This window comes from Streptomyces sp. MMCC 100 (assembly GCF_041538145.2).
Taxonomy (GTDB): domain Bacteria; phylum Actinomycetota; class Actinomycetes; order Streptomycetales; family Streptomycetaceae; genus Streptomyces.
The window spans coordinates 5851916-5864310 of sequence record NZ_JBGORK020000001.1 but is presented as its reverse complement, the minus strand read 5'-3'; the positions used below and the strand labels follow the sequence as shown (position 1 = coordinate 5864310).

The 12395-nt window shown below is 71.3% G+C and carries 10 protein-coding genes and 2 pseudogenes; 6 read left to right on the top strand and 6 right to left on the bottom strand.

All coding sequences use genetic code 11. The annotated features are described in order from the left end of the window. Positions 1-77: 77 nt before the first annotated feature. Together ABS735_RS27175 and ABS735_RS27170 are read right to left on the bottom strand one after the other, a co-directional pair. Positions 78-935, bottom strand: a complete 858-nt coding sequence (locus tag ABS735_RS27175) for a PaaX family transcriptional regulator (RefSeq protein ID WP_373903630.1) — start codon at positions 933-935, stop codon at positions 78-80. 15 nt (positions 936-950) lie between these two features. Next, the gene (locus ABS735_RS27170; RefSeq protein ID WP_373903631.1) at positions 951-2627 is read right to left on the bottom strand and encodes an AMP-binding protein; all 1677 of its coding nucleotides are present in this window, start codon (positions 2625-2627) and stop codon (positions 951-953) included. Positions 2628-2766: 139 nt separating this feature from the next. On the opposite strand from ABS735_RS27170, the gene ABS735_RS27165 reads away from it, so the two are divergent. Genes ABS735_RS27165 through ABS735_RS27155 form a run of 3 tightly spaced genes read left to right on the top strand, consistent with a single transcriptional unit; the run spans position 2767 to position 5321 of the window. After that, complete coding sequence (locus ABS735_RS27165) at positions 2767-4071, top strand: acyl-CoA dehydrogenase family protein (RefSeq protein ID WP_373903632.1); 1305 nt, start codon at positions 2767-2769, stop codon at positions 4069-4071. Next, positions 4068-4466: a RidA family protein gene (locus ABS735_RS27160; RefSeq protein ID WP_373903633.1), complete on the top strand. Its 399-nt coding sequence runs from the start codon at positions 4068-4070 to the stop codon at positions 4464-4466. The genes ABS735_RS27165 and ABS735_RS27160 overlap by 4 nt, the downstream gene beginning before the upstream one ends. A 27-nt stretch (positions 4467-4493) precedes the next feature. Continuing rightward, positions 4494-5321 carry an alpha/beta fold hydrolase gene (locus ABS735_RS27155; RefSeq protein WP_373903634.1) on the top strand — a complete coding sequence of 276 codons (828 nt, stop codon included), beginning with the start codon at positions 4494-4496 and terminating at the stop codon, positions 5319-5321. 39 nt (positions 5322-5360) lie between these two features. Here ABS735_RS27155 and ABS735_RS27150 read toward each other — a convergent pair whose 3' ends face one another. After that, complete coding sequence (locus ABS735_RS27150) at positions 5361-5552, bottom strand: DUF5999 family protein (protein ID WP_373903635.1); 192 nt, start codon at positions 5550-5552, stop codon at positions 5361-5363. Between the two features lie 243 nt (positions 5553-5795). On the opposite strand from ABS735_RS27150, the gene ABS735_RS27145 reads away from it, so the two are divergent. After that, positions 5796-6239, top strand: coding sequence for a DUF6299 family protein (locus ABS735_RS27145; protein ID WP_373903636.1), 444 nt, complete (start codon positions 5796-5798; stop codon positions 6237-6239). Positions 6240-6358: 119 nt separating this feature from the next. Here the strand turns inward: ABS735_RS27145 and ABS735_RS27140 are convergent, their stop codons facing one another. Together ABS735_RS27140 and ABS735_RS27135 are read right to left on the bottom strand one after the other, a co-directional pair. Further along, on the bottom strand, positions 6359-7210 hold the full coding sequence (locus ABS735_RS27140) for a hypothetical protein (protein ID WP_373903637.1): 852 nt from the start codon (positions 7208-7210) through the stop codon (positions 6359-6361). 517 nt (positions 7211-7727) lie between these two features. Further along, positions 7728-9254: a sodium:solute symporter family protein gene (locus tag ABS735_RS27135; protein WP_373903638.1), complete on the bottom strand. Its 1527-nt coding sequence runs from the start codon at positions 9252-9254 to the stop codon at positions 7728-7730. A gap of 528 nt (positions 9255-9782) precedes the next feature. Here ABS735_RS27135 and ABS735_RS27130 point away from each other — a divergent pair. After that, the gene (locus tag ABS735_RS27130) at positions 9783-10211 is read left to right on the top strand and encodes a DUF5980 family protein (protein WP_373903639.1); all 429 of its coding nucleotides are present in this window, start codon (positions 9783-9785) and stop codon (positions 10209-10211) included. 243 nt (positions 10212-10454) lie between these two features. Here the strand turns inward: ABS735_RS27130 and ABS735_RS27125 are convergent. Then, positions 10455-10718 (bottom strand): annotated as a pseudogene (locus tag ABS735_RS27125) (L,D-transpeptidase family protein); the annotation flags it as partial. On the opposite strand from ABS735_RS27125, the pseudogene ABS735_RS27120 reads away from it, so the two are divergent. Beyond that, positions 10718-11779, top strand: a pseudogene (locus ABS735_RS27120) (RHS repeat-associated core domain-containing protein); the annotation flags it as partial. The pseudogenes ABS735_RS27125 and ABS735_RS27120 sit on opposite strands and share 1 nt — an antisense overlap. Positions 11780-12395: the final 616 nt, after the last annotated feature.

Sequence of the window (12395 nt, the reverse complement as noted above, 5' to 3'; positions counted from 1 at the left end):
GCACGGTAGGTGAGAAACCTGAGAAGAGGGTCTGAGAGGGCTGAGGGTTCGCTGATCCCGCACAAATGTGACGTGGCTCACTGTCCGGGAGATGAGGTCGGTCCCACGGCCGGCCCCATGTCCGCATAGTGCGCGCCCGCGTCGCGCAGCCGCTCGTGCAGCGCCCGGAAGACGGCCGCCGAGCGCGTGCCGGGCCAGTCCTCGGGAAGCAGCCGGGCGGGCAGCCCCGGGTCCGCGTAGGGCAGGTGGCGCCAGGAGTCCAGGGCGAGGAGGTAGTCGCGGTAGGCCTCCTCGGGCGGCGTGTCCGCCCGGCGCTCCCAGTCGTGCAGTACGCGCGCGTGCCGGTCGAGGAACGCCTCGTGCTCCTTGGCGATCGCGGCCAGGTCCCACCAGCGGGCCACCGCCTCGGCGGTCGGCGTGAAGCCCAGGTGCTCCCCGCGGAAGAAGTCCACGTAGGAGTCCAGGCCCAGACGGCCCAGCGCGTGCCGGGTCTCCTCGTACAGCCGGGCCGGGGCGATCCACACGCCGGGCGCGGCGGTGCCGAAACCGAGGCCCGCCAGGCGGGAGCGCAGGACGTGCCGCTTCTGCCGCTCCGACTCGGGCACGGAGAACACGGCGAGCACCCAGCCCTCGTCCCCGTGGGGTGCGGTGGCGTAGACGCGCCGGTCTCCGTCGTCCAGCAACTGGCGGGCCTCGGCGGAGAGTTCGTAACCGGCCGCGCCCTCGGCCGTACGGGCGGGCAGCAGCAGCCCGCGCCGCTTCAGCCGGGACACCGACGAGCGCACGGAGGGCGCGTCCACCCCGACCGCCGCCAGCAGCCGGATCAGCTCGGCGACGGGCACCGGACCCGGCGCGAAACGGCCGTACGCGCCGTAGAGCGTGACGATGAGGGACCTCGGGGCGTGCTGTACGTGCTGGTCGGACACGTTGATCATCTTATGTCGTCGGTGTCACGCCCGGCCGCCCAGGGGATCCGGACGGGCATCGGGAGCGAGGGCGGGGCCGGGAGCGGGCGGGGCCAGGAGACGGTAGCGCTGGAGCTTGCCGGTCGCCGTGCGCGGCAGCGCGTCCAGGAAGACGATCTCCCGCGGGCACTTGTACGGCGCCAGCTCCGAGCGCAGGAAGTCGCGCAGCGCGTCGGCGTCGCGCTCGGCTCCTTCCCTCAGGACCGCGTGGGCCACCACGACCTGCCCCCGGCGCTGGTCGGGACGGCCCACCACCGCCGCCTCGACCACGTCCGGATGCCGCAGCAGCGCGTCCTCCACCTCCGGCCCGGCGATGTTGTACCCGGCGGAGATGATCATGTCGTCGGCGCGTGCCACGTACCGGAAGTAGCCGTCGGGCTCGCGGACGTAGGTGTCCCCGGTGACGTTCCAGCCGTCGCGCACGTACTCACGCTGCCGCGGATCGGCGAGGTAACGGCACCCGACCGGTCCGCGCACCGCCAGCAGCCCCGGCTCCCCGTCGGGCACCGGTCTGCCCTGCTCGTCCTGCACGCGCGCGTGCCACCCCGGCACCGGGACGCCCGTCGTGCCGGGCCTGATGTCGTCGTCCGCCGCGGACACGAAGATGTGCAGCAACTCCGTGGCGCCGATGCCGTTGATGATGCGCAGGCCGGTGCGCTCCTGCCAGGCCCGCCAGGTGGCCGCGGGCAGGTTCTCGCCCGCCGAGACGCAGCGCCTGAGACTCGTCACGTCGTACGCGTCCAGCTCGTCGAGCATCGTGCGGTACGCCGTCGGCGCGGTGAACAGCACCGACACACGGTGCTCTGCGACGGCCGGCAACAGCTGCCTGGGGCCCGCCTGTTCGAGCAGCAGGGCGCTCGCCCCGGCCCGCAGCGGGAAGACGACGAGACCACCGAGACCGAAGGTGAAGCCGAGCGGCGGGCTGCCCGCGAAGACGTCGTCCGGGCGCGGCTTCAGCACATGCGCGGAGAAGGTGTCCGCGATCGCCAGCACATCGCGGTGGAAGTGCATGCAGCCCTTGGGGCGCCCGGTGGTGCCGGAGGTGAACGCGATCAGCGCCACGTCGTCGGCGGCGGTGTCGACGGCCCGGTACGGAGTGCCGGGCACCGCGCCGGACGCCGTACGGCCTTGCAGGTCGTCCGGCGCGTCGCCGCCGTACGTGGTGATCCTCAGGCCGGAGATCTCCGCCTTGGCGAGGTCGTCGACGGCCCGGACGTCGCACAGCGCGTGCCGCACCCGGGCGATCTCGCAGATCGCACGCAGCTCGTGCGGGCGCTGCCGGTCCAGCACGGTGACCGCGACCGCGCCCGCCTTCAGCACCGCCAGCCAGCACGCCGCCAGCCACGGGGTGGTGGGGCCGCGCAGCAGCACCCGGTTGCCCGGGACCACACCGAGGTCGCCGGTCAGCACGTGCGCGATCCGGTCGACGCGTTCCCGCAGCCCGCCGTAGGTCCAGGTGTCGCCGTCCCCGGTGCGGAAGGCCGGGCGGTCGTCGGGCGGGCCGGTGAGCAGCTCGGCGGCGCAGTTCAGCCGCGCCGGGTAGCGCAGCCGGGGCAGGTCGAAGAGGAGCTCGGGCCACTGCTCGGGGGGCGGCAGGTGGTCGCGCGCGAAGGTGTCGACGTGGGCGGAGCGGTGCGGGTCCGCGTGGCGCGGATCGGCCATGGCGGTTCGCCCCCTTTGTCGTGGTGGGCTCGCGCAACGAGCGTATCGTGTCGGTGACGACAGTCAACGGGGCGCGATAACCTCGGCCGTGGCCCGGCGGCCCGTCCGGTGGGCAGGGGAGCAGGGGAAGGGACCGGCGATGACCGCATTCTCGCTCGAACCGGCACAACTCACCTGGTGCGAGGAGCTGCGCGCACTCGCCGCGGAACGGCTGCGCCCGCTGGCGGAGAAGGGCGAGCCGGGTCGTGTGAACCGCGCCCTGGTCGCCGAACTCGGCGCCCTCGGCCTGCTGCCCCGCCTGTTCACCTCGGGCGCGCTCGACCTGTGCCTGATGCGCGAGTCCCTCGCCCACGCCTGCACGGAGGCCGAGACCGCCCTCGCCCTCCAGGGCCTCGGCGCCCACCCCGTGCACGCCCACGGCACCGACGCCCAGCGCGCCCACTGGCTCCGCCGCGTCAGCGCCGGCACCGCGGTCGCCGCCTTCGCCCTCAGCGAGCCCGACGCGGGCTCGGACGCGGCGGCGCTGTCCCTGCGGGCGGAACCGGACGGCGGGGCGGTGTCGGACGGCGGGGCGGTGTCGGACGGCGGGGCGGTGTCGGGCGGCGGGGCCGTGTCGGACGCCGGGCGGTCCGCACAGGCGCGCCCGTCCGGTTCCGGCGCGGACCCGGCCCCCCTGACCGCCGACGCCGACGGACCCTCCGCCTGGCGGCTCACCGGGGACAAGTGCTGGATCTCCAACGCCCCCGAGGCCGACTTCTACACGGTGTTCGCGCGCACCACCCCCGGTGCCGGAGCCCGCGGCGTCACCGCCTTCCTCGTGCCCGCCGACCGCCCCGGCCTCACCGGCACCCCGCTCGACATGCTCTCGCCGCACCCCATCGGCGCCCTCGCCTTCGACGCCGTGCCCGTCACCGCGGACGACGTGCTCGGCGAACCGGACCGCGGCTTCCGGGTGGCCATGGACACCCTCAACCTGTTCCGCCCCAGCGTCGGCGCCTTCGCCGTCGGCATGGCACAGGCCGCCCTGGACGCGACCCTCGCGCACACCACCGCCCGCGACGCCTTCGGCGGCAAACTGCGCGACCTCCAGGCCGTCTCCCACCAGGTCGCCGAGATGGCCCTGCGCACCGAGTCGGCCCGCCTGATGGTCTACGCGGCGGCGACGGCGTACGACGCGGGCGCGCCGGACGTCCCCAAGTGCGCCGCGATGGCGAAACTCCTCGCCACCGAGACCGCCCAGTACGTCGTCGACCGCGCCGTCCAGCTGCACGGCGCCCGCGCCCTGCGCCGCGGCCACCTCCTCGAGCACCTCTACCGAGAGGTGCGCGCACCCCGTATCTACGAGGGCGCGAGCGAGGTGCAGCGCGGCATCGTCGCCAAGGAGCTCTACCGGACGTACCAGCCGTACCGGACCGACGCCACGACCGAGGAGGCCGGAGCATGACCGCCGAACGGGTCAACCCGCCCGAACTGTCCCCGCCCACCGGCTTCTCCCACGCCGTCGTCGCCACCGGCACCCGCGTCGTCTTCCTGGCCGGCCAGACCGCCCTCGACACCGACGGCAAGATCACCGGCGACACCCTCCCCGCCCAGTTCGAGCGTGCCCTCACCAACCTCCTCACCGCCCTGCGCGCCGCCGGCGGCACCCCCGCCGACCTCGCCCGCGTCACCGTCTACGCCACCGACGTCGCCGCCTACCGCACCCACGCCGCCGAACTCGGCCGCACCTGGCGCGAGCTGGCCGGCCGCGACTACCCGGCGATGGCGGTCGTGGAGGTCGTACGGCTGTGGGACGAACGGGCGTTGGTGGAACTCGACGGGTTCGCCGTACTGCCGTAGCGCACCCGCGGGCCCTACCATTCCGGCATGCCGGACATCGAACTGAGCGCGGGAACCATCGAGTACGAGGACACCGGCGGCGAGGGCCCGGTCGTCGTCCTCCTCCACGGCCTCGTCCACGACGCCACCGTCTGGCGCAAGGTCCTCGCCGACCTGCGCACCGACCACCGGGTGCTCGCGCCGACCCTGCCCTACGGCGCCCACCGCCGCCCGATGCGCCGGCCACCCACACCCGACCTCGTCAACGAGCTGATCGCCGAGTTCCTCGACCGCCTCGACCTCACCGACGTCACCCTCGTCGAGAACGACTGCGGACGCGCCCAGACGGTGGCCGCCCGGCACCCGGAGCGTCTCGCGAGGCTGGCGCTCGTCGCGTGCGAGGCGTTCGACAACTACCCGCCGGGTCTGCCGGGGAAGCTGATCGGCGTCGCCTGCCGGACGCCCGGCGGGGTGCCCGCCCTGGTCCGCACCCTGGGTTTCAAGCCGCTGCGCCGCCTGCCCGTCGGCATCGGCGCCCTCACCAAGCGGCCCGTGCCGGACACGGTCGTCGACGGCTGGCTGCGCCCGCTGCGCACCGACCCGGCGATCCGGCGCGACTTCCGCCACTACAACACGCACGTCCGACGCGACGAACTCCTCGAAGCCGCCCAGGGGTTGCGGAGGTTCGACCGGCCCGCACTCGTCGTCTGGGCGACCGAGGACCTGATGATGCCCCGCGCCCACGGCCGGCGCCTGGCCGAACTCCTCCCGCAGGGGCGGCTGGTGGAGGTCGAGGACGCCAGGACGCTGATCCCCGAGGACCAGCCGGAGCTGCTCGCCTCCCTGCTGCGGGAGTTCATCGCCGAGAAACAGTGATCCCACGGGCCGCCGCCGGGCCCGGCGGGACGGAAGCGGTCAGGCGGCCATCGCCAGGTGGCCGCCCGGCACCCGGTGCGGGGCGACGACCAGACCGTCGGGCCGCAGTTCGCCGGTGTCGTCGAAGACGATCGTGCCGTCGCACAGCAGCTTCCACCCCTGCTCCGGGTGGGCGGCGACGACGTGCGCGCGGGCGTCGGTTGCGGGGCAGGAAGGCCGGTGGGCACACATGGCGCACCTCCATGTCGGGAGACCGTCCCGTCGTCGGGACCGTCGCGTGCACCGACCGTGCGCCCGCCGGCGAGCCGCCGCCAAGACCCCGGCGGCAAGCGTGACAACACCCGGACAAGCCGACGACGGTTCCACGACCGTCGATGCGGACTCGCCACCGAAGGGGTGACGGTCACCTCCGCCCGCCCCTTCGCCCGGTACCAGTGGAACCCCTCGTTCCGACCCGACCGGGAGGTTCCCCCCATGCGCGTACGATCCGCCGCCCTCGCCACCGCCGCCGGTGCCGCCCTGCTCCTGCTCGGCGCACCCGCCGCCCCGGCCGCGCCCCACGACGCCCGCCTCGTCGAGGAGTCGGTGACCGTCGACCCGGTCGGCCGCATCGCCGCCGACGGCAGCATCACTCTCTCCGGCACCTACCGCTGCACCGGCGGGAGCGGCCCGGTCTTCGTCAGCTCCACCGTGAGCCAGAGCGACCCGTCCGTCCGGTACGGCGTCGGCGGCACCCGCGCGGTCTGCGACGGCCTGGAGCACCGCTGGGTCAACACCGGCACGCCCGACACGGTCGTCCTGAAGCCCGGCGCGGCCCACGTCGAGGCCACCTTGATGGAGCTGCGTCCCATGGGCATCGTGCCGCTCCCGAGCTTCCACGCCCGGCAGGGACAGGACGTGACCCTGACGGCGTCCTGACCCCTCGCGGCGGCCCCCGAACCTGCCGGGAAACACGGTCCGCAACGACTTCTGAATTCTCCCTTCTTCACCCCCCAGAGGGAACGGAAGCCTGTTCCGACCACTTTTTCCGTCCCTGGTCAGGTTCTTTTCCCGGGGCGCGTGCCCGGCCGCGGCGAGCGCACGGCATTCTGCCGCTGCTGGGGAAGGGACACCGCGTCGGAGGCCGCCTTGCCCGACGGGTCGTCACCCGGAGTGACCGCGGCGCGCTGCCGGTGGCGCGGCACCGCCCGCCGGGGCGGACGGGTGAGCGTGATCTGCCGGATGACCTGCTGGAAGCAGACCAGCGAGGCGAGACCGGGCAGGGCGGCCGCCGCGGCGTCACTCACGGTCCTGGGCGCCTCCGCGACGCACAGCAGCATGGCGATGGCCGAGAACAGCAGGACCACGGCCCAGGAGTGCACCGCGCGGCGCTGGTGCAGGGCGGCCCGCAGCACCGCCAACGAGGCCACCAGCCAGGGCCCGTAGACCAGCAGCGGCCACCAGGACACGACACTGCCCCGGGTGCGGGTCACTGCGGCCAGGCGCAACGGCTCGTAGGCCACCATGCCGCCGAACAGGCTCACGGAGGCCGCGATGACCGCGGCGAGCGCCGCGACGAACAGGCTCGCGGCACGCAGTCGGCTCACCTTTCTCCCTCTGCGGACCCTGCGGTGACTCGTCGGGGACTCCCTCAACGGGGGCAACTCCGCCGTGATCTCCTGCAGATTGCTCAGCGGTGTGCCCGGGGCGGGTGCGAGCGCCGAAGTGTCCGTGGCGGAGGGGGAGGGGACGCCGGTCTGCTGCTCCATCGCGTCCTGGAGCAGGAACGCGAGTTCCTCGGCCGGGTCCCAGCCGGGTTCGGGCGGAACCAGGGTCTCCTGGAAGGAGTCCTGGTGCGCCCGGTGCCGGCCCGTGCCCATGGCGTGGAACGGCCCTTCGCCGTACGGCATGTGGGGATGAGTGTGTTCTTCGTACACGAGGTGCCGGTCACTCCGCCCGGGTGCACGTCAGGGAGCCCTGCGCACGGCCCCACCGCTCGGCGAGACCGCTCTCCAACTCGGTCATGACGTCCAGGAAGCGTTGCAGGACCGGCTCGGTCACACGGAGAGGGACGGGATGACCGCCTCTGGTCAGAGTCCCGTCGCTCGGTGACGGACAGTGAGCTCTGCCGGGCCTGTAGGTGTACGGGCCAAGCGCCGTCAATTCCCCGTGTTCCTCGGTCATATCCGAAGTAACGTCTGCCTACTCCGTCGGATGCGCGGCAGTCGAGTGAACGATTTCTGCGATACTTACCCAATCTCGAATTCACACCGGTTAGGTCGTGGTTCTGTACGAAAAACTTCGTTCAGCGTGCGAATGGAGGAAAAGGCGCTGTTCGGCGGCGCGTACGGGTGATCCTCCGAAGAGTGTCCGAAAGTCCCGGTCGCCGACGCCGCTGCTCCCCGCCCGGGGGACGGGGCCCGGGGGTCAGGTCCGCTCCACGGCCGGCGGCGGCACGGGCGCGGCTGCGGCGTCGGCATCCGGCTGCGGCCTGCCGGAGACGGCCGCGACGACGGCGTCGGCCTCCGCGTCCGGCTCGGGGAACAGCAGGCCGAGGCCGGCGTACACCACGAGCGAGGTGACCAGCGGGGTGACGACCACGGTGGTCTGGGAGGCGTTCTCCAGGCCGTACTTGACGAAGAAGTAGCCGCCGAGTCCGAGCGCCCACGAGGCGAGGGCCGCCCGGGGGCCGCAGCGGCGGAAGGCGGGCAGCAGCCCCAGGAGCATCGGGATGGAGATCGGCCCCATGACGGCCGCGACCATGCCCACGATGATCCCGAGGACGCCACCGAAGTGGTCGGCCTCGATCGCCACGATCATGGACAGCGCGATGAAGACGACCGTGACCACCCGCGCGGCCATCAGCCCCTTCTCCGTGCTCACCCCGCGGAAGCGGGGCGAGAGGGCGGGCAGGATGTCACGGGTGACGACCGCCGAGATGGCGTTCGCGTCGGAGGAGGCCATGGCCATGGTGTGGGAGAACATCCCGGACAGGGTGAGGCCCACCAGGCCCATGGGCAGGTACGACTGCGCCATCAGCGCGTACGTCTGCTCCGGGTCGGCGATGTCCGGCATGAGCACCGGCGCGGCGACCGCCGGCAGCAGCAGCACCGCGGGCCATATGAGGTAGAGGACGGCGGACAGTCCCGCCGAACGGCGGGCGGCCCGCGGGGAGTCGGTGGCCATGTAGCGCTGGGCCAGGTTCCACATGCCGCCGTTGTACTCGAAGAGCTTCACGACCACGTACGCGGTGAGGAAGCCGGCCGTGTAGGGGCCGACGAGGGGGTCCGTGTGCCCGTCCGGGAGGTCGTGCCACAGGGTGCCGAGGCCGGAGACGCCGCCCAGCCGGTCGAGGACCACCCACATCATCGCCAGCGCGGCCACGCCCTGGATCACGAACTGGCCCAGCTCGGTGAGGGCGTCCGCCCAGAGTCCGCCGACCGTGCAGTACAGGAGCGTGACGACGCCGGTCAGCAGGATGCCGGAGGTCATCGACATACCGGTGAACACCTTGAGGAGCACGGCCACCGACGCCCACTTGGCGGCGACGTCGAAGACCTTGAGCAGGGCGCCGCTCCAGGCCAGCGCCTGCTGGGCCGGGACGTTGTAGCGGCGCGCGAGGTACTCCAGCGGGGAGGCGACCCGGAAGTGCCGGCGCAGCCGGTTCCAGCGGGGCGCGAAGAGCCAGGCGCCGACGGCGGTGCCGACGGCCAGCGGCAGGAACGCCCACACGTAGATGGTGATGCCGTAGCTGTAGGCGACCGCGGCGTAGGCGACGAACACGGCCGCGCTGTAACCGGACATGTGGTGCGAGATGCCGGTCAGCCACCAGGGCATCCGCCCACCACCGGTGAAGTAGTCGGACACGTCGGTGACGCGCCGGTGGGACCACAGCCCGATCAGGACCATCACCAGGAAGTAGCCGCCGACGGCGACCCAGTCGAGCCAGTGCATGGGGGAGACCTTCTTCGTCTAGATACGGCGGAGCACACGTACACGCACGGCCCTGAGCGCCTGGACCGAAAGCTTCGGACATCTGTCGCACCATCGGGGTAGAGCGGAGCTACCGGGAAGAACTGGATGCCTCCCGACATGCGCCCCCGATCCCTGTCTGTTTACATACATGAACGTGCCACATGAGTGCGAACTGCCCGGTGAATGTAAATCCGCCTGTTCAGCGCGTCAAGGTGTCCGTAACGTGGGACCAGACCTGGAGAAGAGACCACTTTGGCTGGCGAGCGCACGACGCGCCCCCCGCCCTCCAGGGTCAGTTGCGTGTACGCCGGAGGCGAGCCGAAACTTTCGCCTTGGACGGAGTCGGTGTCTCAGTGAGTGGCCGCATCAAGCCACAGTCATTGAAAGTGCAACTAGGTCTTGTGGGGCGGTGGCACGCGAGTGACACTCGTCGGGCGGCGGCCGGCCGACGGAGTCGTCCGCGGGCCGGATGCGCGCCGCCCCACGCGTTCCCACCGGGAGGTACAGATGAAAGCAAGTCGTCGCGGCGCCGGATTACTCCTCGGCCTGGTCTCGGCCCTGACGCTCGTGGGCACGTCCCCGGCGTCGGCCTCGGCGTCGACGTGGACGTTGGAGGCCGAAGGGCAGCGGATCTGCGTCAGGTCGTCGCACGGATGGCCCAACACCTACGCCGTCGCCCCTGTCTCCGGAACGTGGACGAGCACCATCACGACCGGCGTCAGGGACCTGCCGCCCGGCTCGTCCAGCATGGGCGGCAGCACCATCGCCCCGGGCACGAACGACCGCCGTCCCGACGGTGCGCTGGTCATCAACGGCTTCGTCCATCTGTCGATCGCACCTGCCCCGGTCGGTGAGTACACCGCCGAGATCTGGGCCACCGACGGCAAGGAGACCCAGACGGACCCGCTGCTGATCGTCGTCCGGGACCGGTGCTGAGCGGCGCGCGACGAACTGGGGGAAGGCGCCATCCATGCGGCGCGCACAGTGCGACCGACGAGTGTGCGCAGTAGGGGGGGCCACGGCTTGCAGCCGGCGAGTGGCGCCCGCCGACTGGGCGACGAGGCGGCATCAGGCGGACATGCCGGGGCACAGGCGAAGCTCCGTGCCCTACGCCGAACGGCCCCTCGCCCGTGCGTGACGAGGAGCCTGGACCGTTCGTCCCTTCCCTGCACAGGAATGTCAGCCGATGGCGATACGGGGATGGGCGGACGGTTCGATCCAGTTCATGAAACGGTCCATGGTGGTCCGGGGGACGGAGACACAACCTGCCGTGGCACCGCTGCCGTTGACGTGGAGGAAGATGCCGGCGCCGCGGCCGGGGGTGGCGGGCCACCGGTTGAAGTTGATGACGAGTGCTTTGGCGTACTGGGTGGGGTAGTCGATGAGGTGTTCGCTGCCGCGGTCGCCGGATTCGGTCAGCGGGAAGTCCGCGCCCTGTGCGCTACCTCGACGGCGCCCTGAAGTCGACGACGGAGAAGAAGGCGGACGGCACCACGCTGGTCGCCTCCCACACCTACGCCTACGACCCCAACGGCAACAAGGCGCAGGACGTCGCGAAGAAGATGAACGCCGACAACCACGCGGCGTACCTCGACTCCACGACCGACTACTCCTACGACCCGGCGGGCCGGCTCACCAAGTCCGTCAAGACGGGCAACGGCGCGGGCACGGAAACCTACGTCCACGACGACAACGCCAACGTCGTCAGCCAGACGGTCAAGGGCACGACGACCGCCTACCAGTACGACCGCAACCGCCTGCTGACCGCGACGACCTCCGGCGTCACGGCCGACTACACCTACGACCCCTTCGGCCGCCAGCAGTCGGTGACGTCACAGGGGCAGGTCATCTCCCGGAGCGTGTACGACGGCTTCGACCACGTCGTGGAGTCCCAGAAGATGGACGACACCGGCGCGATGAAGACCACCACGTACGCCTTCGACCCGCTGGACCGCACGGCATCGAAGACGGCGGACGGCAAGACCACCGACTTCGAGTACCTCGGGCTGTCCAGCGAGGTCCTCGACGAGAAGGTCGCCGGCGAGCTGACCAAGTCCTACCAGTACAGCCCGTGGGGCCAGCGCCTGTCGCAGATCAAGCACAACACCGACGGGACGACCGAGGACGGCTACTACGGCTACAACAGCCACACCGACGTCGAAACCCTGACGGACGACAACGGCGACACGAAGGCGACCTACGGCTACACCGCCTACGGCTCCAACGACGAGTCCGAGTTCACCGGCATCGACAAGCCCGACACCACCGACCCCACCAAGGAGGACTACAACCCCTACCGCTACAACTCCAAGCGCTGGGACGCCCAGTCCGGCACCTACGACATGGGCTTCCGCGACTACAACCCGGGCCTCAACCGCTTCACCACCCGGGACATGTACAACGGCGCCCCCGCGGACATGGGGCTGGGAACCGACCCGTTCACCGGCAACCGGTACGCGTTCACCGGCGGCAACCCGGTCAGCAACGTGGAACTCGACGGCCACATGCCCGCGCCGATCGATGACGGTAGCAGCAGCACTCCGCCGCCGGGTGGCTGCGGGACGCCGGGGTTCATCGGGCCTTGCCCGATGCCCGCTGTCGCCCCCAAGGTGCAGAACCCCGATTTGCAGAAGGTTCTCACCTCGGAGATCTACATAAAGCCCGGAAGTACTCCTGCCGTTGGAACCGGAAAGGTCAGCGAGGCGGTTGCCAACGAGCTCAGGACCGGTCAGCCAACCAAGAAATTGTGGCATCTGGCCGACGCCGCTGGTTCGCTCCGGCAGCTTCAGAAGCTGCTCGAAGAGGACCGTAAGAGCAACAATTCACTACTGAGCGACGGTGACCGGAAGATCGCCTTGAGCGAAGCCAAAGAGATCTGGGATGCATTCGACACACCCGACTCAACCGGTAAAATCGCACAGTTGATGAACGACAACCCGGAAATCGGCAAGGCAGTGCAGTCAGCGCTCAAGCGCACTGCCGAGTCCGCGTCCATGGCGTCGGTGACAGGGGGGCAGTTCCATGAGGACCCCCGCGGGTTCAAGGCTCCCCGGTTGACGAACAAGCCGAAGATGCCACGTATCCTGGGCGTGGCAGGTGGGGTTCTCACGGTTGGCCAGG